This window comes from Phyllobacterium sp. SB3, from assembly GCF_040009165.1.
Lineage (GTDB): Bacteria > Pseudomonadota > Alphaproteobacteria > Rhizobiales > Rhizobiaceae > Phyllobacterium.
In genome coordinates this window covers 93,398-117,092 of record NZ_JBDYKI010000013.1, presented here as the reverse complement: position 1 = coordinate 117,092, position 23,695 = coordinate 93,398, and the positions used below count along the sequence as shown (strand labels likewise).

Here is a 23,695-nt window from a genome sequence, read left to right as displayed (position 1 = left end):
TCGAAGCCACAAGTCCATGGGCTTCGAGTTCGCCGACTGCAGCGGACATCGTTGGTTTGGAAAAAGCGAGCGCGGCACTCAGTTGCGGCCTTGTAACCGGTCCGGAACGCGAGATCATTTTCAGGACTGATCGTGCGCTTTCTGTAAGTGGCTGATCAATACGAGCGGGTAGTTTTTTCAACAGATGTCGCTTCACAAAGTCGTTCCGGGATGATTCCGCAGCGCCTGCGAAAAGGTATAATTCATTTGGTAAGGCACTTTACAATAACTTTGCTCAACACAGAAGAGTCATCGCGCACAAGTTTCAGAACGCTCGATTTCAATACCGTCCCGCGACCGCCGATGCGCTCGTGGGGCTTCCAGATTTTCACTGGTGTGACTTCGCAGGCGTGACAGGCCCTCGACTAAACCTCTAAGATCGCGAGCCGGCAGGCCCGATGTCGGCGAATTCGCATTGGCGCATGCGCGACCGTCGCGCGAGCAGCGCGACATATGGAAGTCGTCTCCCTATTGCACGTGCGGGTAGAGAACTCATTTCCAGATCGCTCCCGTCTCTATAGATTCGTCCTGTTCGGAGGGAACGTTCAATATAAGTCAGCCCAGGGATCGTTTCCACGGTCGAAAAGGTAACCTTGCCGACCCTAGCTCAGGATTTGGCATTTGTTCAATTGCAGAACCTGCCAGGTTAACCTTCCTTTGAAAATGCCGATAACAGGGGATTTTCTAGCATTTTTAATTGTAGCGTGAATGTCTACAATCCCGATTAAAGACTGTTGTGTCGTGCATTCAATGGGCTTGGTGCATCGATCCTTTTTCAATGGTTTGGAAGTAGGCCTGTTGGATCGCAATCAATCTGATCCGAGCCATGCCGTTCAAAGTGACAAACTGGCGGGAATACGAGGCAGGTCTTTGCCGGCGTGGTAGCTTGACATTGTGGGTAACGCCGGAAGCACTAGCCGGATGGCATGCGTCTCGACGGAGAATGCGTGGCGACTAGCGGTGGTATTCCGATCTTGCCATTGAGACAGGCTCGACCCTGGCTTGTGTATTCAGCCTACCCCCTTCGCAGGCCGAAGGATTCATCCGTTCGATACTTGATCTGTTGGGACTGCAACTGCCTGTCCCTGATCATACAACCTTGAGCCGCCGGGCTCGGAGGTGGAAACGACCTGATGGAAGACTGCTGTCGATGCCGGACGGGTCAATCCATGTACTGATCGACAGCACTGGTTTGAAAATATACGGCGCTGGCCAATGGCTGGAAGACAAGCACGGCACCAGATCGCGGCGCAACTGGCGCAAACTTCACTTGGCAGTGAACGCCGGTAACGGTGACATAGTGGCAGAAACATTGACTGATTAGAACACTGATGATGCTGCACAGGTGGAGCCATTGCTCAATCAGATAGACGATGAGATTAGTCAATTCACGGCCGATGGCGCCTATGACGGCAAGCCCACCTATCGGCCGTTCTTGAGCACAGCGACACCGCAAACATCGTCATTCCACCTCGTTTGACGGCGGTAGAAAGTAATGACGATCCGGGCCGCTTGATCCAAGAGACAAGCGCATCGCAGCGATCGCAAAAGACGGTCGGCTAAAATGGCAGGCAACTACCGGCTAACTGGTGACATACTGTCGCCAGTTATGCTGCTCCTTGAAGCCCAGCACTTCCCTGATCTTGCGGTTGGAAATCGGCGCTTCCCACTCGGTCGGTTGCCGGGTGAATGGGGTCTTCGGCGCCCACCGGCGAAGAAAGCCTGCAGTGGGTTCGAGCGCTGTGATCTGGTCGTTGACCGCGTTGAATACCTGAAAACCCAACCCGTCCTTGCGAATGCAAAGATCGACAATCTGGCCCAGATCGCGCGCGTCGATATAGCTCCAGGCATTGCGCTTTCGGGACAACGGGTCGGCCAGGAACGCCGGGAAGCGATCATACTCATCCGGCTCTATGACATTGCCGATGCGCAGCGCGTAAATGTCAGCGCCACTGCGCATGGCAAATGCACGTGCTGTCTTTTCATTGACCACTTTGGAAAGACCATAGCTATCCATCGGGTCAACATCATAATCTTCTTCCAACGGGAATGACTTGAAGTCCTGATCACCTTCGGCGAAGCAGACTCCATAGGTGGTTTCACTGGAGGCGATGATGATCTTGCGGATGCCGAGCTTGGTCGCAGCTTCGATAACATTGTAAGTCGAAACCGCATTTGTCTGGAAAGTGACATTATCGGGTCGAAGCAAGAGACTGGGGATGGCTGCAAAATGCACGACGGCATCGACGGGCGCCGGGCCGCCACCTGCTTCGAGCTCCTTGCCGTCGAAGTGCATGGAGAGCGCGTTGAAGGTCTGACCGCTATCGGTCAGGACGGTGATGAGCGTACGTACGCCGGGATGGGCGAAGGGCACGAGATCGAGATTGAGGACCTGATGACCCTGCTCAAGCAAATAGGCAATGGCGTGGCGGCCAGCCTTGCCGGTGCCACCGGTAAAAACAATGCGTTTGCCTGAAGTCAGCATGATGAAACTCCAAATTCTTATGAAATGATGCGGCGTAGCGGGCCAACCTGTGGGGCCTTGTCAAGCGGCCAAGCTTATGCTCAGACGTCCCACACCGGGCACCAGTCGCCATTGACCAACCGCAAACCCTTGTCGAGCGCCTCGGTCAGCACGATCTGCTCGGAGGTCAGCACGACATGCCGAGCCTGGAAATTCGAGACGATCCGGTCCTTCTTGCCTGAGGAGGGGATAACGATCAGGCCCTTTGCCATCAGAAAAGCCAAGGCGATTTGCTCGCCGGTCGCATCGTGAGCCTTGCCGATCGACTCGAGTACCGGATCGCCGACAACCGCGCCTCGGGCAAGAGGCGAATACGCAGTGATCGGAATTCCGAGGTTGGCGCAATAGCTCACGATCGGACGGTTCTGCATGTAAACGTGGCACTCGACCTGGTTGGTGGTGATCGTGCCTTCGCCCAAAATCGCAATCGAGCGGTCTATCAATCCCTTGGTGAAATTCGAAACGCCAATGCGCTTGGCAAGGCCTGCCTGAAGCACCTCGCCCAACTGGCCCACATAGCTTTCGAGCAGATAGCGATCATGCGGCGAGGGCCAGTGCAACAGCAGCAGATCGACCTGATCGGTTTGCAGCTTGTCGAGGCTTTCGCGGACCGAGGGCAGCACCGCGCCGGACCCGTAATTTTCCGGCTTCACCTTGGTGGTGATGAAAATCTCCCCGCGCGCCACGCCGCTGGCCTTGATGCCACGTGCTACGTCCTGCTCGTTGTCATAGCCCTGCGCCGTATCGATGTGGCGGCAACCTGCCTCCAGTGCCCAGAGCACCCCGTTTGACGCTTCGTCGCCGGGGCGGTTCCAGGTGCCATAGCCCATTTGCGGAATACCCGCGACGACAGGTTCGGTGCTCATGCTTTTTACTCCTCGAGTTTGCGTCGGCTCGTCCGGATTAACGCCCGCCCGCGATATTTCGGTTGCGCTGGGCGATGCCGCCCGCGCCATAGGGATAATCCGACATTTCTGGCTTGCTGACGCCGCCAAGCCTCGCGACGTCTTCGTTGCTCAGCACAAGTTCGGCTGCGCCGAGATTATCCTTGAGCTGCTCGGTGGTCCGCGCGCCCAGGATCACTGAGGTCACCGCGGGCTGCGCCGCCACCCATGCCAGGGCCACCTGTGCCAAGCTGGCATTATTCACCTTGGCGATATCCTCGACGGCATCGATCACCTCCCATGTCATCGACCTGGCATTGCGCTTGTCAAACGCCTCCATGCCGCGCGCGGGATTCTCGCCCAACCGCGTCGCGCCGGTCGGCGTCTGGTCACGCTTGTACTTGCCCGAGAGCCAGCCGCCGCCGAGGGGTGACCATGGCAACAACCCGATGTCGGCATCAAGCGCGGCCGGTACGATCTCGTGCTCGATGTCGCGTACGAGCAGGTTATACTGAGGCTGCAGGGTGACCGGCGGCTGATAGCCACTGGCCTTGGCCAGCCAGACGGCTTTGGTCAGTTGCCATCCCAGAAAATTGGAGAACCCATAATAGGCGATCTTGCCGTTACGAATTGAATCGTCGAGGAAGCGCAGGGTTTCTTCCAGCGGCGTCAACGTGTCGAAGGCGTGCATCTGGTAAAGATCGATGTGCTCGACACCCAGCCGCCTGAGCGAGGCATCCAGCGCTTCGCGCAAATTCTTGCGCGAGAGGCCAAGATGGTTGGGCCCATCGCCCATCGGAAAGCGCCCCTTGGTCGTGATCACCAGATCTCGCAACACGCCGGACTTACTTTTGAGCCAGCGCCCGACGATCTCTTCCGACAGGCCCGCGCTATAAACGTTCGCGGTATCAATAAAATTGCCGCCGGCGGCAACATAATCGTCCAGAAGCCGAAACGATGTCGCCTCGTCGGACTCGGCTCCGAAGGTCATTGTGCCGAGGCAATATGCGGACACGACAGCGCCGCTGTTACCGAGCTTTCGGTATTCCATTGTTACACTCCGTTATGTCTGGAGGCTCGTCGCGAAGCCCGGTCCAGGAATTTGGATAACCGGCGCTACCTGTGAGTGACCGTGAAATCATTTGGGCGGGACCGCGACAGCCCCAATCTTTCGATAATGAGGTAGGCAGTTCCATCAGGCAAATAGATTATATAGATATCATTGATCTATAAACGCGCATAATCAGGGCATCATGGACCTAAGACAACTGCAATATTTCGTTGCTGCGGCAAAAGCTGAGCATTTTACGCGAGCATCCCGCCAGCTGAACGTCGCCCAATCGGCATTGTCGAGTGCGATCAAGTCCCTTGAGGAGGAACTTCGAACGCAGCTGTTCGTGCGATCGACACGCAAGGTCCGCCTGACCTTGGCGGGCAAAGCATTTCTGGAAAAAGCTGTCGTCGTACTCGATGCCGCCGAAGATGCGCGGCAGACCGTCCACGACGTGACGCACGCCAACGGCGGCAAGCTCGGTATAGGGACCGTGCAGGGCCTACCGGCTTTCCTCGACCTGCCGGCACTTCTGGCTGAATTTCACGATCTCTATGAGCGGGTTGAAGTTCGTTTGATCCAGGGGGGTGCCGATCACCTGCTCGATAAGCTTCGGAAAGGCATTATCGATCTTGCTTTCCTTCCCGTCACAGAGCCAACAAGTTCAATCGTCACCACCATGATCGCCTGCGAAGATCTGGTTCTGATCTGTGCCGTTGACCACCCGGCCGCTGCCTTGAACGACATAACCTTGCCAGCCATCAGCCAGTTTCTCTTTGTCGATTTTCAACCCGATTGGGGCACCCGAAAACTCATCGACGATGCGTTTCACAGTGCCGGTCTGACGCGGAAAACGGCTTTTGAAGTCAGCGACCTGAACACATTGTTCGATCTCGTATCGAGAGGACTCGGGATTGCTCTCGTGCCGGAATCGGTCGCGCACAGCTATGGCCCGACGATATCGATCCGTAGCGTAAGCCAGGTCGACATATGTTGGGAGGTCATTGTTGCAAGGCTACCCGGTGAATTGCCGGAAGCGGCTCCGACACGATTCTTGACCCTGCTGGAAACAAAACGCCGTGTGTCCTCTTCGCAGGTTTGACTGCGTCGGAGAACAAGCTCAAAGCCACGCGACTGGAGGCTAGGGCGCGAACTTATAAATGAGGCTTCCCGACTTAGCGTTGTTGTGATTCAAGGTCGGCAGTATTTGGGAGCCCTGCTATGACGCGTCGCCGCTTTGATCTTACGGATTTTGAATGGGGTATCATCGAGCCTTTGTTACCCAACAAGCCCCGGGGAGTGCCGCGTGTTGATGACCGGCGCATCATCAATGGGATTTTATGGCGGTTTCGCACGGGCTCACCCTGGGCAGATGTTCCTGAACGCTATGGTCCGCCCACAACCTGCTACAATCGGTTTGTCCGATGGCGCAAGAAAGGCGTCTGGGATGATATTCTGCGGGAGGTATCAAAGGCCTTCGATGGCGAGATTGTCATGATCGACAGTTCCTGTGTCCGGGTGCATCAGCACGCTGCCACAGGAAAAAAGGGGATGTTGACGATGGCTGCATGGGACGTTCCCGCGGCGGCCTGACTACAAAGATACATGCTGTCGTCGATGCTGAAGGCAGGCCTGTCGAACTCATGCTCACCGCCGGCCAGGCTCATGACAGCAAGATGGCCGAGCCGATGCTCGGCAACATCGGTCGTGGAACAATCCTGCTGGCAGACCGTGCCTATGATACCGATGCGTTGCGCGCTTTGGCAAAAGCTAAAGGAGCCTGGGCAAACATTCCGGCAAAAAGAAACCGCAAGGACACCTTTTCCTTCAGCCCGTGGGTCTATCGCCAACGCAATTTGGTGGAGCGGTTCTTCAACAAACTCAAACAATTCAGAGCCATCGCTACACGTTACGACAAAGACCCGCTTAACTTCCTTGCAGCCATCAAACTCGCCGCAGCACGTATCTGGATCAATGCGTTATGAGTCCGCACCCTAGACCAGCTTGGCTTCTTTCAGCAGCTCTTCGAGATAGGTGCCCTCGATCTTCTTCATGGCCACCTTGCCGAGGAGGCGAGCCAGGAACGGGAGCTGGATCTCGTGCAGCTTCTTCCGATCGTTGAGATAGTACAACGCGCTCATCAGCACGCGCACGTCGAAGGATGAGGCGAAGACTTCAGGTACGCCGCGATCGACATTGAATAGCGTGTAGACGGCTTCCATGGCCGTTCGTACCGAATATTCGGTGGTGAACACGGTATCCTTCTCGGTTTCTGCGAAGTTGCCGATGAAGGCCAGATTCTTCGAGCCCTCCGGTACAACGAGCGGGCGGTCGCCCATCGCCCGCGGCATGAAGTAGGAGGTGATGTAGGGCATATTGCAGGGGATCGTGCTCGCCGATCCGCGTGCCAGGGAGGGAATGTCCTCGACCGGAATGCCCATGTGGAAGAGCCACTCCTCGCACAACTCGGCGCCGGTGCATTCGCGGATGGTCTTCTTCACGTAGTTGCCGGGCTTGTCAGAGAACAGGCCGTAGAGCCAGACCACGAGCTTCTGGCTGGCGTCCTGCGCCTTGAAGTGAGGCTGGCGGCTCATCGTGTAGCCGTACAGCCAGTTCGAGTCCTTGAAGTTGCACGGGCCGCCGGTGACGATGCGGCCATTGCGAGGGTCGCGCCCGGTCATCTTCTCGATCCAGGGCACGATCCTGTCGTCGAGCAGGGTGACGGTCGCCGAGATCGTCCAGTTCGCGTCCGGGATGTTTTCGCAGAACTTCTCCGGCCGGCCGAAGGCCGGGTCCTGCGCGGCAAGATTCTTCCAGAGCGTCCATGCGCCGCCATGGTCAGTCTCGATCGGTGCGGGGTGGTCGTTGTCGCCGAATGTTGACGATTCGGTGATCGACCCGTTGGTGACGAACACCACATCGCTCTGCGTGAGGTCGATCGTCTTCCGCTCGCTCTTCACGGTCATGACGAGCCGTCGGGCCAGCTTGCTGCCCCCGCCCGTGTCGACCTCGATGGTCTCGACCTGGGTGTCGTACTGGAAGCGGACGCCTTTGCCTTCCAGCCAGGCGACGAGAGGCCTGATCAGCGACTCGTATTGATTGTACTGCGTGAAGCGCAGCGAGGAGAGATCGGCGAGCGCCGCGATGTGGTGGACGAAACGCAGCATGTAGCGGCGCATTTCCATGGCGCTCGCCCATGGCTCGAACGCGAACATCGTGGCCCAGTAGAGCCAGAAATTGGAGGCGAAGAACTCTTCGCCAAAGCACTCGTCGATGCGCTTGTCGTCGAGCGCGCTCTCGGGCGTCAGAGCGAGCTTGAGCATCTCCTCGATGGCCTTCGGCGTCAGCGTCAGGTCCGCCATGTGCGGGATCGGCTCGCCTCGGTCCTCGGTTGCTCGACAGGGATTCCGGCTCGGGTCCTTCTTGTGAAGCCAGTACATCTCGTCGAGGACGGATGCGTCCGGCGTGTCGAGCGAGGGAATGGAGCGGAACAGATCCCACAGCGTCTCGAAATGCGCTTCCATCTCGCGGCCGCCGCGGATGATGAAGCCCTTATGCTCGTCGAGGATGCCGTCGATGCTGCCGCCGGGCAGGCCGAGTTCCTCGAAAATCGTGATCATCTCGCCGGGCAACTGGGCGTCGCGCACCAGAAAGGCTGCACCGGCGAGGGACGCAAGCCCGGCGCCGACGAAATAAGCCCTCTTGCCATCAACGCCGTCAGGCTTCGGCGCGCGCGCATAAGCCTCGAAATTGCCGTTGCTGCGATACATGGATGATACCTCTACGGACTTGGGCGCGAGCGCCGGGGATTGACAATGTGATCCGGACCGAGAAGCCGACATCTCCAGAAACGCCTGCAAAAGATTCGATTGGCCGTGTGGAGGCTCCTTCCCACGTGTCCGGTCCATTGAACTGATCGTTGAGCACGGTGCCTGGAGCATGAATATGCGGTTCCCATCAAAGCCACCGCGATCCTGAATTTTTCATATTCCCCCGATCGTTTATATTTTTTGGTCAAAACTTACCTCGCCACGTCAGCCACGCAGGCCAACCGCCCGCAGCCAGGCGTCGACCTGTCCGAAGGCATCCTGTTGCCACTGTTCGGGCGTGCGGCCGTCGAGAATGTCCGTCTCGGCAACGAATTTGCGAACGCTCGTCGCGCCGTAACCTTCGAGGGCGTCAAATTTGTCCGCGATGTACTGATAGCCTCGCGCACCGCTTTTCTGATCGAGCAAGGGTCTGCAGGCTTCGGCCAGAGCTTCTATCCCATCGGGATAGTTCCGGATGCTGTAGTAAATGTCGTAGGCGTCTTTCTGCTTGTGCCGTCCATTGAGGGCGTGGCCCTTCATAGCGAGCAGGGCAGGAATCGAGCAAACGGCCACCTCCACGCGATTGGTGCCGCCCTCCGGCATATCGCCGGTGATGGCGACGAGTTGATAAAACCGCAAGGCGAGGTCCGCACCATTCGCCCGCTGGACAGCGAAGTCAGTCAGGATCGGTGGACGATTTTTCACGAATTCCGCATCGCGCGGCATCAGGAAATCGACGACAATGTCGATCGGCGCGCCTCCATCGTTGAGAGGCACCTCACGCACGAGCTGGAAGCGGCGGAGTTCCTCACGCTGCTTGTACCCGTGCCCCATCAACGCTTCGACCAAAGTGACGTATTCGCCGTCGCCCAGCGCTTCTGCGTTGAGTCCGAGATCGACGTCGAGCGTCCCGACGTGAGGCATGTCTTCATTGTCAAGAAGCAGCCAGGGAACGGCGCCGCCGATGACAGCGAACTTGCCCTTGAAGCTGCCGAGGATTTGGCCGATCTCGACCAGAACACCCTTCACCGCTCTTGTCGTGCGATCCTCGTAATCGGCTGCGGACTGAGGGTCGGGTGGGACTATTTTCGCCATGAAAGGAGTTCCTGTCTCAAGTGTTCCGCGGCTTCCGCTCCTCGTTCTCCAGCGGTGGAAAGGTCGAGGTAGGTTTGGACGAGGCTCGTACAGGCCACACCTGGGGCGGGCTCTACGATATCGTGGAATAGTCCATGATCCTTGAGGACCATGACGACGACATTCGCGCCCGATGCAGCGGGTGACAGCTCCAAAGCATCGCGCAGGGCCGTGAGGCCAATTGAATCTGCGTAGAAATAGTGGGTGGACATCCTCCCGTAGGGTGCCAACCAGTGCGCCGCCGAAAACGATGCAAAGACCGCGTTAGACCCGCCTTGCACGACGCCCAACGCGCCGCGCGCCGCGCTATCGAGCGATTGACCATGGAGCGTCGTGTAAAAGCTCATACGTTCGCTGGCCGGCGCTTCGTAGGCGTCTCGCCAGGCATCAAGGAGCGCATCGGGCTGCGATAGCCGTAACCCCTCATCCGTGACCTCGGCCCACTCACGATCAACCAACTCGCTGCGGACGTTGCTGACGTGGCCCAGGCTGACGCCCGACGTTTGCGAGAGATCTGCGACACGCCATGCCCGACCGGGATCGCGCAGGAGCGCCCGGAGGACCTGCGCGGATTTTGGTTTGAAGATTGATTTCAGATTTCGCTGAAGGGCGGGCGGCCTTGTATCCACCTGGCGCTCAATAAACACGCTATCGAATGTGATCCGCGCGTTTCCCAGAAAGTCGAGATATCCCACGTCGAACTCGCGGCAAAGCGCCTGCGCTTCCCGGGACAGGTAGGGAGCGATGAAGATCGGCATCGCCGGCGGGTCAAAGCCCTGCACAGCCTTCTGAAGCTCAAGCAGTGCCGCGCGCACATGGCGCGGCTGACCGACCGGTTTGACTTCGCATGCGAGGAACCGGCGATTCCCATTGAAGTTGAGCTCGGCGAGAATATCGACGCGGGATTCAGCTGGCGTGAGGCCAAGTTTCTCGACATGGATCACGGGTATGCTCCGCAGCAGCGCCCCCAAAGCCTCGGCTGCTCGTTTCTCCAGGTCGTTCACTTCAAAGGGGCTTTCAGCATTTGCTGAAAATGCCCCAGACGGTGAAAATTGTCAAACCTTTTTCAGTGAAATTGTAGTTTTCAGCAAATGCTGAACAGGTGGCTTCGGGTGAAATCCGCGCTGGGCCAGCCCCATCGCGCTACCTGCGCGAGCGCAACCGATATCGCTCAAGGCCTTTAAAACAGAGGGGATAATATCCGTATAGCGATATTATCCCCTACAAACGAGTATGCCGGTTATCGCTCAAGCTAGTCTCGGGCAGCTTCCCAGCCCTTGTAATCACCGACATTATCACGAGTGACAAGCCTGGAATCGAGGAGGACGACGGACTTTTCAGGGTTTTTGCCATTGAGGACTTCAACGCCCAGTCTCACAGCTTCGCGCGCCATCATATATGGATCCTGACTGGCGGTCGCAGCAATAGAAGGGCTCTTTGCGTCTTTCAACTCCGCTTCCAGATCCGGCGCTCCATCTACTGACGTGATAATAATATCCTTCCTGCCGAGTTGCTTCATCGCCAGATTGCTTCCAATGGCCTGGGGATCTGCCACTGCGAAAACGGCATCAATCTTGGGAAAGCGTGTGAGGTGCGATTGCATGACTGCCATTCCGCCATCGCGGGAGCTCTTGCCATCCTGATCGTCAGAGAGAACTTTGATCCCGGGAGCGGCACCGAAGACAGTCTTACATCCCTGTACGCGATCCATGATCGCCGAATTCTGCGGACCGTTCTGGATAATTACGCTGCCTTTTCCATCCAGCTTGTCGACGATGTACTTACAAGCGATCTCACCGGCCTGAACATTGTTCGTCGTGACAGTAACGTCGGCACCCTTGGCGGCAGTGTCGACAGACACCACAACAATTCCTTTTGCCTGGGCTTTGCGAATTGCGGGCTCCAGCGCATTTTTATCGCCGGGGTTGAGCAATATAAGATCCACGCCAGATGCAATGAAATTATCTATCTGGTCGATCTGCTTGTTCAAATCCTGTTCGAAGCCAATCGTTGTCACCTTGACATTCGGATTGATCTTCTTCGCTTCGGCTTGCGCTCCGTTCGCCAAGGCGACAAAGAAAGGATTACCGAGGGAAGCCAGCGAGATTCCGATTGATTTGAGTTCTTTAGCCGAACTTGCGGAAACCATCATTGCAAGTGCAGAGACTGTTATCAAAAGCGTTTTCATGTGTTTGTTCCCATATTGGTTTCCGGCTCATCTTTGTTCACCAAGGCATCGACCGGCAAATGCCCCTTTTTTTACCCGGCACTCAGGTGCGGCTGGAACTCTTCAGGCGATATCGATCGAGTGCAACAGCACCGATAATAACCAAGCCTTTAATGATGAACTGCCAAACATCGGAAACACCGGTGAGGATGAGTCCATTCGACAGAACCGCAATGATAAGCGCACCGATCAAGGTGCCCCAAATGGTACCGGCACCTCCAACGAAGCTGGTTCCCCCCAAAATCACGGCGGCGATCGCATCGAGTTCATAACCCTGCCCCAGTTGAAGACCGTTGGCGGCAAGCAGGCGCGTTGATGCCATCACGCCGCCGAGGCCAGAAAGGAGGCCGGAAACAGCGTAGACAAACAAAAGGATGACCCAGACTTTGATCCCGGAAAGCCGGGCAGCGTCTTCGTTTCCTCCCACCGCATAAATTCGCACACCAAGAACGGTCCAGCGCAAGACAAACCAGGATAAGAGAACCACCGCCAACGCAATGAGAGAAAGACCCGAGATCCCGATGAAACTGTCCTGGCTAAGAAATGCAAAAGGCAGATCAGAATTAAAGACGGTTTTATCGTCCCCAAGAAGGCGGGCAAATCCACGAACGGCTGTGAGCGTGCCAAGCGTGACGATGAATGGAGGCAGGCGCGCAAAGGCGATCAGCGACCCATTGATGAGCCCCAGAATTGTGCCAAGTCCGATAGCGGCCGGAATCCCGACAAAGCCCCAGTTCCCGGGAAACATCGAAGCCATGACGGCCACCATGGCAGAGGCTGCAAGGATGGAGCCCACCGACAGGTCAATACCGCCGGTCAGAATGACAAATGTCATTCCCGCACCCAAAACCGTGTTGATGGACGCTTGCTGTGCGACAATCGACAAGTTCTCGGCCGAAAGAAACCTGCCTTCGGCCCAGGCATCAATCAGACTTCCGGTCTCCGTATACCCACTGAGGAACTGAAAAAGCAGGCCAATAAGCACAAGGATGGGCAACATGCCAAGAGCCTGAAAAGACGCCTTGACGGCCATCTTTTTTCGGACCATCGCCGGTGGGTGTGTATTGGTCAGGCTCATTTTTATTTCCTCAGTTTCTTATTTTTTGCGCTGTGGCCGATCCGGTTGCCATGGCAATAATCGCCTCGGAATCGATCGCAGCGCCTGTGTCGCCGCCAACCACGCCAGAAATTCTTCCTTCCCGCATCACCAGGATGCGATCGCAAATGCCGATCAGTTCCGGAAGCTCGCTTGAGATAACCAGAATGCCTGTTCCCAGGGCGGCAAGGTTTTCGATAATGCGATAGATCTCGGATTTTGCACCGACGTCGACGCCACGCGTCGGTTCGTCGAGGATCAAGACTTTTGGATGTGTCTGAAGCAACCGGGCGAGCAAGACCTTCTGCTGATTTCCGCCTGAAAGGGAGCCCACATTAGTGGAGGGGTCAGCGACCGCTATTTTCATGTCTGCAATGGCTTTGGCGCACCTGGTACGTCCAGACTGTCCGTTCAAGATACCCAACAGCCCACTGTCCGCTCCAATGGCAGAAATATTGACATTTTTGAGGACGCTCATATCGAGAAAGAGGCCCTGCTGTTTTCTGTCTTCGGTCAGGTAAGCGATACCCGCTTTGATGGCATCAATCGGATGGCGGGCTAGAAGTTGGCGCGATCCCAGTATCACGCTACCGCCCTTCCTATCCTCTGCTCCGTAAATCAGCCGGGCAAGCTCGGTTCGTCCAGCGCCTACCAGACCAGCCAGTCCGAGGATTTCTCCCGCATGGAGATCGAACGACACATCTTTGACTTTACGATCATCCCGAAGATTGTGGACAGACAAGAGAACAGGCCCGGGCGCGTATTTAGCCTTGCGGTCCTTCTGATAAAAGGAAGACAGGTCGCGGCCGACCATCATGCGGACCAGTATCTCTTCGGACAAATCACTGCGCGCTATACACCCGACGAAAGTACCGTCTCTCAGCACAGTCACACGATCACTGAGTTCATAAATTTCGCTCATTCGATGGCTGATATAGACAATGGCGATGCCACGGGATTTCAACTGACGAATAACCTTAAACAGCCGGTCGCATTCTCTTGAGGAAAGCGACGTCGTGGGCTCATCCATCACGAGCATGCGGCAGTCAGAGATCAAAGCTTTGGCTATTTCCACCTGCTGGCGCTGTGCCAGGGAAAGTGAACCAACCAGAGTGCTGCTATCGAAATCCGCCCCCAGTTCGGCCAATGTGCCCTGACAGGCCTTGGCCATTGCAGATCGATTGAGAAAGCCGGATTTTAAGACTTCCCGCCCCAGAAGGATGTTTTCTGCAACCGTCAGATTAGGGGCCAATGCCAGTTCCTGATAGATTATGGCAATACCAAGCGCCTTTGCCGCCATTGGGCCGCTGATTGAAACCGTTTTCCCCTGGATCTCTATTGTGCCTCCGTCCGCTTGATACGCGCCGGACAGGATTTTCATCAAGGTAGATTTGCCTGCACCATTCTCGCCCATCAGAGCGTGGATTTCGCCCGGAAATACGTCCAGTTGAACATTCGCCAAAGCTTTGACACCAGGAAAGTTCTTGGTAATCCCGCGCATGGCCAGCAATGGCCGATGACCATCTGTCCGGATTTTCTCTTGGAGCATTGCAGACATGTGCCATCTCCCTCGTGAAAATTATGCGACTGCCAATGGTTGCTCGACGACCAATCCGGATTGACTCTGCGACAGGAACATACGGTTCCATGTCGGGCTGATAACCACTTCATTAAGGCAAACACGCCGGGGCAGAAGACAGGTCATCAAAATGAGGTCGGCCAGATCCTGTGGTTGCAACATCTTCTCACGTTCATCGACGGGAACAGGAACCGGGCGGTTCTCAAGAACCGGTGTAGCAACCTCACCGGGGCAAAGTGCGCATGAGCGGATACCGTTGGAAAACTCTTCCATATTTATGGCATGGCTCATCGCAACAACGGCATGCTTTGCTGCACTGTAGGCTGGGCCTGCCAGAGAGTGGCTGTGGCGACCCAGCCATGATGCCGTATGGATCATCAGTCCCCCGCCCTGCTGACGCATGATGGGAAGCGTCGCCGTAACGCAATAAAACGCCGCCGATAAATTGGACGATATAATTGTATCCACGCCATCGGGTCTTAGAGCGCGCGAGCTGCGGTCACGGATATTCACACCCGCATTGTTAACGAGCACGTCAATCCTGCCATATTGCGCTATAATCCCCGATGCGATCCTTTCCACGACAGCCGCATCGCTCAAATCCCCGGCTGCCACATAAGATTGGCCACCAGTGGCAGCAATCCGTGCGCTCACGGAACGCAATGGTTCTTCCCGGCGACCGGTGAGCACAAGGGTTGCACCGGCATCGGCAAGGGTAAGCGCCGTGGCTTCGCCAATCCCGCTCCCCGCCCCTGTGATCCAAATCACTGCATTTTCAAGCTTGGTCATGTTACCCCGACAGGTCTGCTGCAAGATTTCAAAAAGTTTCATATCAGAAACATTTTGTCAATCAGGAAAACATGTTCAAGACCCATCTCTGTTGGGGCCGAAGGCGCAGAGGATGGATTTACTTTTTGCTTTTACAAGTGCAAAACGTTGTTTATATGGAAGTTTAGTGCAGTTGCTTATGGGAAACATCATGGTTTCACTTACAAAACAGGCCACTCCATCGATTGGTCAGGCTCTGAGAGAACGGCGTGGGTATCACGGCTGGACGTTGGCGGACGTGAGTGAGAAAACCGGTGTCTCCAAATCGGCACTGTCCAAAATAGAAAACGATCTGATTTCTCCGTCGTATCAAACCATACTGCAGTTGTGCGCAGGTCTTGGAATAGAGATCGGCGACTTGATGTCGAGACCCCCCGCCGGCCAAACGGACAGCCGCCCCTTGACGGGACGGCGCAGCATTTCCCATGCGCATGAAGGCCTCAGTCTCAGCGATGATCAGTTTTCCTATACATACCTTTGTACAGATATTGCGCATAAGCGCATCATTCCAATGGTCATCGAGGTGAAAGCCAATTCCTTGAGTGATATCGAGGGGTTATGGAATCATGTGGGGGAAGAATTTTTATACGTTCTTGAAGGCTCGATTGAGCTCCACACCGAGTTTTACGAACCGACCCCGCTCGTTGCCGGCGATTCTGCCTATTTCGACAGCACGATGGGTCACGCCTATATCGCCACAAGCGAAAAACCCGCGCGATTGCTCGTAATGTGCTCCAGCGCCACACCCAACCTTGCACAAGTCCTTCGGGAAGTGCTGACCGAGCGCCTGAGCAAACGCGATGCCCATCGCGCCGGTATGAAGTCGCCCGTTAAAAGCTGATTATTTCCTTACAGAAACTTTTTATTTCTTATTTGCAACTATTGACATTTTTTGCTGATAAGTTTCACATGCTCTACCTTATCTCCAATTTTAAAGGACCCTGGAATGGTGGAGTCATCCGGTAAGCAGCTTCTCTCGCTGGTAAAAAACGCTCAGATTATCGATTTGTCCGTTCTTACCGGAGAAAACCAACCTTCCTCTCCTCCGGAGGGTCAACGCTTTGGCCAGTTTATGATGAACCACTACACGTGGCCGCGTGGGAAATTTCTGGAATATGTGCAGGTTCACGACGATCATACCGGAACCCACATCGACGCTCCCTGTCATATGATTCCCACCTTGGAAAGTGGGCTTGAGCACGCAACCGGGTTCGGCTCGGTCACGATCGATCAGCTTTCCTTGGAAGACATGATAGGAGAAGCAGTGGTTGTCGATGTCCGCTCGCTGATTACCGATTACCCAAAGGGCAAGACGACCAATCTGCGCGAAAGCCCGATCATTACCCGTATTTTCCTTGAGAATTGGGAAAAAGACAACGGTCCGTTTTCGGCCGGAGACATCGTTCTGTTCCGCACAGATTGGTCGGACACCTATTTTCGACCCTATCCCGAGGGTTTTCAGTACGACCGATCCCATCCTGCCCCGGGGGCGGATGCCATCGAACTCTTACATGAACGAGGTGTTCGCCATATTGGCATCGATGCCCGCGGTATCGGTCAGATGCAAGATGATTATTCCCCTCATTGGGCGGCCCTCGGTCGCGGGATCCTGGCGACGGAAAATCTTACAAACCTGGGCAAGCTGCCGACGCGGGGCGCTTTGTTTATTTTCCTGCCGCATAAATTCGAAGGCGCAACCGGGGGTATGGGACGGGCAATTGCTCTGCTAGCCTGATCCGGAGCTGGAGATATTGATGGACACGCTCAACCCGCCCCGGGCATTTGCGCCTGCATGCCAGCGACAATGTGATTGTTGCCGTAGACACTTTCCAGGTGGGCCAGCATATCGAGAAGGTAACAGCCACAGATCGCGTGCCGCGTGGACACAAGCTTGCATCGCAGTTAATTGCGGCAGGTGAGCCGGTGCGCAAGTTCGGCCAGATCATCGGCTCGGCTTCGAAACGCATTGAACCTGGCCAGTGGGTGCATGAGCACAATCTCGATTACAGCGACTTCACCCGTGAGCCGGATGCCGCTCATGCAACGTCGGTCAATGGCGTCTTGCCCGTTGGTCAACGTGCTGTTTTTGAAGGGTTTCGCCGCGCCAATGGCCGTGCTGGCACCCGTAACTATATTGGTGTTCTGACTTCTGTGAACTGCTCCGCATCGGTTGCGCGGTTCATAGCCGAAGCAGTGCAGAAGTCTGGCATTCTCGACGAATATCCAATGATTGATGGCATTATCCCGCTTGTCCATGGCGGTGGCTGTGCGCTGGATGTCAAAGGTGAAGGTTACGAGGTTTTGAAGCGTACCCAGTGGGGCTATGCGACCAATCCCAATATCGCTGCTGTGCTTATGGTTGGCCTTGGCTGCGAAGGATTCCAGATTGGACGCTGGAAGGAAGCCTACAATATTGTCGAGAGTGATACGTTCCGAAGCCTGACAATTCAGGAAGTTGGCGGCACCCGCAAAACCATGGAAGCCGGTGTTGCAGCCGTGCGCGATATGCTGCCGACAGCCGCGAATGTTAAGCGCGAAACCATCCCCGCATCGGAACTTATGTTGGCGCTGCAATGCGGTGGATCGGATGGCTATTCGGGGATCACCGCCAATCCGGCTCTGGGTGCCGCGGTCGATCTTCTGGTTCAGCAGGGTGGCACTGCCATTCTTTCTGAAACCCCGGAGATTTACGGCGCCGAGCACCTTCTGATTGAACGTGCATCGAACCCTGAAGCCGTCGAGCGGCTACAATCTGTTATCGCCTGGTGGGAGGATTATACTGCTCGTAACCGCATGGAAATGAACAATAATCCGTCACCGGGCAACAAGGCTGGCGGCCTGACTACTATCCTTGAGAAGTCACTTGGAGCTGTGGCAAAATCCGGAACGACACCGCTGGAAGCAGTCTATGGATATGCCGAACCTGTCACTGCGCGAGGTCTGGTTTTCATGGATACGCCGGGTTACGACCCGGTGTCCGCGACGGGGCAGGTGGCAGGCGGCGCCAATATTCTTGCTTTCACGACAGGGCGTGGTTCCGCCTATGGCTGCAAGCCTACGCCCTCGATCAAGCTTGCAACAAACACTCCGATGTACACGCAGATGATCGAAGATATGGATATCAATTGCGGCGATGTTCTCGATGGCGTTTCTATCGAAGACAAGGGTCGTGAGATCTTCGAACATATCCTTAAAATCGCATCGGGCGAACGCAGCAAATCCGAAGCTCTGGGCTATGGCGATGCGGAATTTGTGCCATGGCAAATTGGCGCCACCATGTAAAGTTGGCTACGTGCTTGCCATTGCCGCCGATCCGGTCATTATGAATGGCACAACCGAGTATCCTATATGTCCAAATCGAAATGAAGATAAGGGCATCATATGTTCAGCTTGTGCAGGATAATTCCTACTCCAAGACAAAATGTCCGATGCCAACTTCACGGTAGCTCCGCTTAGGAGGCTGATAATCCAAAGGCCTGATTGGTGAGGGCAGGTCACTGGCTGTCAGTGACATTCTTCGCCTGCGATCAGCCGCTGCGACCGACGGATTTGGAACAGCTTTCAGGAGTGCTTGTGTATAGGGGTGTACAGGGTTGCCAATGACTTCGCTGCGAGGCCCAATTTCAACAATTTCACCCAGATACATGACCGCGACGCGGTGACTGATCCTGTCTACAACTGCCATGTCATGACTGATGAAGAGATAGGAGAGGCCAAATTCCTGTTGTAGATCCATGAGCAGATCAACCACCTGCCCCTTCACCGAAACGTCCAGGGCAGAGACGGCTTCATCAGCGATGACCAGCTTTGGATTGAGCATTAGTGAGCGTGCAATGCAGATGCGCTGTCGTTGGCCACCGGAAAATTCATGTGGCAGACGAGAGACCATTGAAGCCTCCAGCCCCACTCTTTCGAGCAAGTGCTGTGCTTTCTCGTGCGCTTCCTTGCGGCTTGCAAGTCCCCGGCAAAGAAGGGGCTCCGCCAAGACACTGCCAATTTTCTGATGCGGATCAAGCGAACTGAAAGGGTCCTGAAACACAATTTGAACGTTGCGCCGCAGATTGGCAACTTCGCTCTTATTGTCCCGACGAACAGTGAGGCCTTCGAAAGCGATCTCTCCGCTTTCCGGAGGATTGAGATAAAGAATGCTCCGGCCGGTCGTGGATTTGCCGCAACCGGATTCACCCACGAATGATAAAGTCTCGCCCGGAGCGATGTCGAAACTGATGTCCTCGACTGCGTGAACGCGGCCGATCATTTGCCGAAATGCTCCACCCCGTATCGGAAAACGCGTAACGAGGTTGTGTACGCTCAGCACGGGCTCCGATACGGCAGTCGTTGCGGGTGCCGGAATGGGCCCGTTGGTCTGCCCTAAACGTGGAACCGCCTCGATCAGCATTTTCGAGTAGGCGGCGGCTGGCCTTTCAAAAATCTCGCGAACCGGCCCTGTCTCGACGGTATTGCCTGCTCGCATCACCATAACGCGATCAGCCATGTTTGCCACAACCCCCATGTCGTGGGTAACAAACAAGATCGCCGTCCCGATCTCGCGTTGCAGATCGTTCAGCAGATCAAGAATCTGAGCCTGAATCGTGACATCAAGCGCGGTCGTCGGTTCATCGGCAATCAGAAGCCTTGGCGAACATGCCAGAGCGATCGCAATCATGATCCGTTGGCGCATTCCACCGGAAAACATGTGAGGGTAATGGTAAAAGCGGCGGCGTGCATCGGGGATGCGCACGCGGTCGAAAAGCCGGATACCTTCCTCGGTTGCCTCGGCGTCACTAAGACCCTTGTGCTGGCGGAGCATCTCTTTGATCTGGAAGCCTGCGCTCAGCACAGGATTCAAACTCATCATCGGTTCCTGAAAGATCATGCTGGCGGTTCGCCCACGCATCTGCCGCAGGGAAGATTCCTTGGCGCCAACGATCTCCTGTCCATCAAGCTTGATGGATCCACGCACTTTTGCCAGGCCACGCGGCAACAGACCCATGATCGCCATTGACGTCATACTCTTGCCGGAACCGGACTCGCCAACGACCGCCAGCGTTTCGCCCGGATTGATGTGGAAACTCACGTCGTTGATGATCGACAGAGCACCGAAAGAAACGTTCAGATTACGGACGTCGAGCAATGGTGCGGTTAGGGGCGCGCTCATGTGACAGCTCCTGAGCTTTTCTGAAATCCCGCTTGCGCACGCGAACGCTCGGAGGTAGGCGCCCACGTGCGCTTCTCGAGATCGTAGATCGCCTTGAGCGTTCCCGGTTTGATGGGTATTCCGCGCCGGTGAGCGTCAAGCAGCATCGCGTCAGCGTCGATCACATCGGCATCGTTCACTTGCGGCAGGACAAAGATGCTATGCGTCGCAAATATCACGCAGGTTGCCGTTGCAACGTCAGATTCAACGCATTGCCGGGCGGCATCCAGCATTTCCTTCGCACCACCAGCCAGAACTCTCTCCAGAGATGGCAAATCCGCGCCTTGGACAATCCCGCGTTTGCCGTTGCTGGCCATTTGAATACACCAGTACAGTCCCTTGCCGGACGATGCGACTGCAAGGCAACCAAGATCGTAGTCCCCGCCGATCAGCAAAACAGCCGGAAGGATTTCGAGGTCGGTGATATCCTTGATCGTCCCCTTGAGAAATCCGTCAGCCGGTGCATGAGCTCCCATGAAATCCAGCATGGCCGGCCCGACCTCGATAAAGGACTGGCCTTTCGCATCGACGGAAAACGTCTTCTCGTCGTGGATATCAATGCAGGCGAGCGATCCGGTGCGCGAGGACATCCGGCTGATATCGTCCAAAACCCCAGGCGTGATGGCCGCAGCCGATGCAATGACATGGGCGGCACGATCCGCTACGGGAAATGAATATCCAAGTCCACGAAGCGACCAAGGCAATACGCGGGTAAGTTCTGAATAAGCGGTGGTAACAGTCTCACTCACAGGACAGCCTCCTTGTATTTCGCCGGCGCACCATGTTCGATATGCCCACCGGCAAGCAGATCTTCCGGCAAGGGAACGCCCTGGAAAAAGGTACCCCGCACATAACGCATGCTAAGGGGTGTCGCTGACCGGATTCCGAGGGATGCGAGGAAGAAGCGGATCAGATTCGACGGCAGAAAATCGCTCGTAGCAAGACAATCGCGTATTTCCGCGTAGGGCAGGCCATCCAGATATTGCACGCGGGAGATCGCGAAATGCAGATCCGGATGCCGCAAAATGACTTCGCCGGCCAAGGTCTGGTCCGTATAGCTTGCCAAGACCGAAGCCAGCCGCTGGATCAAACCGAAATGATCAATGAAGGATTCGTATTCCTCCGACGGATCAACAATCCGATCGCCGCGCCGCTGCTCCCCGTGATCCACGGAGTGATACCAGAAATGCTGATGACTGGAGGCCAGCGTGCGGTCGCTTCTCAACGCCGAAGAGTAGTTGCGGCGCAGTATGGAACGCAGCGTTGCCACGGACATTTCCGGCTTCAGCACCCGCTGTCTTTGTGTCCCGAGGATAAAATACGGAGCTATTGCGTCGCAAAAATCAGGTACCAGATCAACGAGAATGCTGTTGAATTGCTCTCGCGTTTCACCGTCCATCGCCACGGCAACCTTGTCCGCAAAGTCAACCCAGTGCCCCTTGGATGGTTGATCCAGCCAGTCGAGAACTGATTGGAGTTCGGAAGCGACTCTCTCACTGGGCGTCATCAACTCCTCCCCGGTCGACTCGATGCCCTCATAGGAGGCTATCACCTCAGCGAGGTTCTTCTTCAGAGTGACGCGGGCCTCATTCGTGACGGCCTGGCTTTTCGCATAGGCAAGCGCAAGTTCGCGCTGCGTCACCCACGTCGAGACCCAGTGGGGCCAGCGCTGCAGGGCGACGCACATCCCCTGCCCCGACGAATTGCCTACACCCAGATGCCGGGCCAACCGAGAATCGAGTTGCACCGCATGGGGATTGCGATTTCGTGCAACTGCGTTGACCAAATCGATCGAGACGATACGAACAAGATAGATGGCGAAGAGATCTGCAAAAAAAGGATGGCAAAGGGGATGGCCTGCAGGTATGCCCAGATATGAAATCGAGCCGTTGCGCCCGCTACTCTGAAAGCCGCCATTTCGCAGAAGATATTGAATGTTTTCATCGAAATCGGGTTGCTTGCCTTGGACAAGGGCATCAACAGTTGCATCAAAATGACGACTGCTGCGGTTAGCAGGTGTCCAGCCAATGACGTCGGAATCTGTACGCATCGCATCCACATCACGCATGTCAAACGTTTCGAATTCCCTGTTGATGCGGGCATCATCGGCCAAGCCTACGAACAAGGCACCGAACAGGTCACGCAGCGCTCCATCCGATCTGCGTCCTACCTTCTCTTTCCCGTCCCATGGATACGCCCTGGCTATATAGCTGAACGCGTGTCCTCCGGCTTCGATCCGATAGACAAAGCGTCCGGCACCGTCATCGCGACATTCACTGGAGATCAACCGGATCGACCAGCGTTCTCTTACCATCCTGGCGACGAGCATATCGGCAAAGCTCAATCGCGAGGCCTTGATGCAACTCAGATTGGCAACGGACATTACCTCGTCCGCACTGCGCATTAACCCAAGAACGGCTTGCGTGCCTTCGTGCCCGGTGAAGTCTATAAGCCGGTCCTGCAGGAACTGTGGCAGGGCCATTGTCTGTGTGGAGTAGGACATCGCTCTTTCTCAATTTTATACACTCGAATAGAAGATCAGGATTGTTTCTTGCTCGATCCGATCAGATAGAACGTAAACACTGTCAAAGCCACCGCACCCCCTGGCCCAAGGCTCAAGAGAGGAAGGATGGGCAGAAAAGTGGCTCCATCCCGCACCATTCCGCCCCAGTCGGATGCTGGCGGAGGGACGCCAAGTCCAAGGAAACTGAGGCTGGCCAAAGTAAAGATCGCATAGGACACATTGATCGCCAGTTGAGCCCAGATTGTTCGCGCGACATTGGGCAAAACGTGATGGCGAATGATCCAGGCAGAGCTTGCCCCGGTTGCGCGGGCGGCTTCAACGAAGAGAGCTTCCCGCACCACAAAGACTTGACCGCGTATCAGTCTGGCCACTGTCGGCGCAGTAACAACACCCAATGTGATCGAAAGGTTTTCGACCGAGGCCCCAAGCATCGCAGTGATAATCAGAGCCAGCACAAGTCCTGGCAATGCAATGAAGAGGTCGATAATCTGGACAAGGAAAAAATCTAAGCGGCCGCGAAAATAACCGGCCACAAGACCCACCGGCGCTCCAATCAGAATCGCCACCATTGCTGCGGCCAGTCCGACCTGCAGCGAGATTCTCGTGCCATAGATTATACGGGACAAAACATCCCTCCCAAGGCTGTCGGTTCCGAGAAGATAGTTGGAAGACGGCGGTGCGAGGACGTCAATCGTAGCAGCATTCGGATTGTACGGTGCGAGCAACGGAGCGAATATGGCAACGATTGCAATAATAGTCAGTAAGATTAGGCCAACGGCCCGACTTGGAGAGATTTTTGTCAT

The 23,695-nt window shown here is 55.7% G+C and carries 20 protein-coding genes and 1 pseudogene; 6 read left to right on the top strand and 15 right to left on the bottom strand.

The genetic code is table 11. The features are described 5' to 3' along the window. A partial coding sequence (locus ABKW30_RS28190) for a helix-turn-helix domain-containing protein (RefSeq protein WP_348602277.1) occupies window positions 1–196 on the bottom strand: 196 nt, incomplete at its 3' end. A gap of 669 nt (window positions 197–865) precedes the next feature. Here ABKW30_RS28190 and ABKW30_RS28185 point away from each other — a divergent pair. Further along, window positions 866–1,530 (top strand): annotated as a pseudogene (locus tag ABKW30_RS28185) (IS5 family transposase); the annotation flags it as partial. Between the two features lie 91 nt (window positions 1,531–1,621). Here the strand turns inward: ABKW30_RS28185 and ABKW30_RS28180 are convergent. The 3 genes from ABKW30_RS28180 to ABKW30_RS28170 all read right to left on the bottom strand — a co-directional run bounded on the left by ABKW30_RS28180 (window position 1,622) and on the right by ABKW30_RS28170 (window position 4,498). Next, window positions 1,622–2,524 (bottom strand): NAD(P)-dependent oxidoreductase, encoded by a 903-nt coding sequence (locus ABKW30_RS28180; RefSeq protein ID WP_348602276.1) that lies wholly within the window; start codon window positions 2,522–2,524, stop codon window positions 1,622–1,624. A gap of 80 nt (window positions 2,525–2,604) precedes the next feature. Then, window positions 2,605–3,429, bottom strand: coding sequence for an aldo/keto reductase (locus ABKW30_RS28175; RefSeq protein ID WP_348602275.1), 825 nt, complete (start codon window positions 3,427–3,429; stop codon window positions 2,605–2,607). Between the two features lie 37 nt (window positions 3,430–3,466). Next, the gene (locus ABKW30_RS28170) at window positions 3,467–4,498 is read right to left on the bottom strand and encodes an aldo/keto reductase (RefSeq protein WP_348602274.1); all 1,032 of its coding nucleotides are present in this window, start codon (window positions 4,496–4,498) and stop codon (window positions 3,467–3,469) included. A 202-nt stretch (window positions 4,499–4,700) separates the two neighbouring features. On the opposite strand from ABKW30_RS28170, the gene ABKW30_RS28165 reads away from it, so the two are divergent. Both ABKW30_RS28165 and ABKW30_RS28160 read left to right on the top strand, forming a co-directional pair. Then, complete coding sequence (locus ABKW30_RS28165; protein WP_348602273.1) at window positions 4,701–5,600, top strand: LysR family transcriptional regulator; 900 nt, start codon at window positions 4,701–4,703, stop codon at window positions 5,598–5,600. Window positions 5,601–5,719: 119 nt separating this feature from the next. Beyond that, a protein-coding gene (locus ABKW30_RS28160) for an IS5 family transposase (RefSeq protein ID WP_348602272.1) occupies window positions 5,720–6,483 on the top strand; the annotation gives its coding sequence in 2 pieces (ribosomal slippage) (window positions 5,720–6,041 and window positions 6,041–6,483; 765 coding nt in all). A 9-nt stretch (window positions 6,484–6,492) separates the two neighbouring features. Here ABKW30_RS28160 and ABKW30_RS28155 read toward each other — a convergent pair. The 7 genes from ABKW30_RS28155 to ABKW30_RS28125 form a co-directional block, all read right to left on the bottom strand. Beyond that, window positions 6,493–8,268, bottom strand: coding sequence for an oleate hydratase (locus ABKW30_RS28155; RefSeq protein WP_348602271.1), 1,776 nt, complete (start codon window positions 8,266–8,268; stop codon window positions 6,493–6,495). Window positions 8,269–8,532: 264 nt separating this feature from the next. Beyond that, window positions 8,533–9,402 (bottom strand): nucleotidyl transferase AbiEii/AbiGii toxin family protein, encoded by an 870-nt coding sequence (locus tag ABKW30_RS28150; RefSeq protein ID WP_348602270.1) that lies wholly within the window; start codon window positions 9,400–9,402, stop codon window positions 8,533–8,535. Next, window positions 9,390–10,445 (bottom strand): type IV toxin-antitoxin system AbiEi family antitoxin, encoded by a 1,056-nt coding sequence (locus ABKW30_RS28145; protein WP_348602269.1) that lies wholly within the window; start codon window positions 10,443–10,445, stop codon window positions 9,390–9,392. The genes ABKW30_RS28150 and ABKW30_RS28145 overlap by 13 nt, the downstream gene beginning before the upstream one ends. A gap of 248 nt (window positions 10,446–10,693) precedes the next feature. After that, a complete protein-coding gene (locus ABKW30_RS28140) occupies window positions 10,694–11,629 on the bottom strand; it encodes an ABC transporter substrate-binding protein (protein ID WP_348602268.1) in 936 nt (311 codons plus the stop codon). Between the two features lie 82 nt (window positions 11,630–11,711). Then, window positions 11,712–12,716 carry a ribose ABC transporter permease gene (locus tag ABKW30_RS28135; protein ID WP_348602284.1) on the bottom strand — a complete coding sequence of 335 codons (1,005 nt, stop codon included), beginning with the start codon at window positions 12,714–12,716 and terminating at the stop codon, window positions 11,712–11,714. 40 nt (window positions 12,717–12,756) lie between these two features. Then, window positions 12,757–14,322, bottom strand: a complete 1,566-nt coding sequence (locus tag ABKW30_RS28130; protein ID WP_348602267.1) for a sugar ABC transporter ATP-binding protein — start codon at window positions 14,320–14,322, stop codon at window positions 12,757–12,759. Between the two features lie 21 nt (window positions 14,323–14,343). Continuing rightward, a complete protein-coding gene (locus ABKW30_RS28125) occupies window positions 14,344–15,132 on the bottom strand; it encodes an SDR family oxidoreductase (RefSeq protein WP_348602266.1) in 789 nt (262 codons plus the stop codon). Between the two features lie 112 nt (window positions 15,133–15,244). Between ABKW30_RS28125 and ABKW30_RS28120 the strand changes: the two genes are divergently transcribed. The 3 genes from ABKW30_RS28120 (at window position 15,245) to ABKW30_RS28110 (ending at window position 18,453) form a co-directional block, all read left to right on the top strand. Continuing rightward, entirely contained in the window at window positions 15,245–16,012 is a 768-nt protein-coding gene (locus ABKW30_RS28120; protein WP_348602264.1) for an XRE family transcriptional regulator, read from the top strand. 105 nt (window positions 16,013–16,117) lie between these two features. Then, window positions 16,118–16,906, top strand: coding sequence for a cyclase family protein (locus tag ABKW30_RS28115; protein ID WP_348602263.1), 789 nt, complete (start codon window positions 16,118–16,120; stop codon window positions 16,904–16,906). 71 nt (window positions 16,907–16,977) lie between these two features. Beyond that, window positions 16,978–18,453, top strand: coding sequence for an altronate dehydratase family protein (locus ABKW30_RS28110; protein ID WP_348602262.1), 1,476 nt, complete (start codon window positions 16,978–16,980; stop codon window positions 18,451–18,453). Window positions 18,454–18,577: 124 nt separating this feature from the next. Here ABKW30_RS28110 and ABKW30_RS28105 read toward each other — a convergent pair whose 3' ends face one another. From ABKW30_RS28105 to ABKW30_RS28090, 4 genes are read right to left on the bottom strand one after another with little or no spacing between them, the layout of a single operon-like run. Next, window positions 18,578–20,329, bottom strand: coding sequence for an ABC transporter ATP-binding protein (locus ABKW30_RS28105; RefSeq protein WP_348602261.1), 1,752 nt, complete (start codon window positions 20,327–20,329; stop codon window positions 18,578–18,580). After that, the gene (locus ABKW30_RS28100; RefSeq protein WP_348602260.1) at window positions 20,326–21,117 is read right to left on the bottom strand and encodes a hypothetical protein; all 792 of its coding nucleotides are present in this window, start codon (window positions 21,115–21,117) and stop codon (window positions 20,326–20,328) included. The genes ABKW30_RS28105 and ABKW30_RS28100 overlap by 4 nt, the downstream gene beginning before the upstream one ends. Continuing rightward, on the bottom strand, window positions 21,114–22,871 hold the full coding sequence (locus tag ABKW30_RS28095; RefSeq protein ID WP_348602259.1) for a hypothetical protein: 1,758 nt from the start codon (window positions 22,869–22,871) through the stop codon (window positions 21,114–21,116). Before ABKW30_RS28095 ends, ABKW30_RS28100 begins: the two co-directional genes overlap by 4 nt. A gap of 35 nt (window positions 22,872–22,906) precedes the next feature. Next, window positions 22,907–23,695 (bottom strand): ABC transporter permease, encoded by a 789-nt coding sequence (locus ABKW30_RS28090; protein ID WP_348602258.1) that lies wholly within the window; start codon window positions 23,693–23,695, stop codon window positions 22,907–22,909.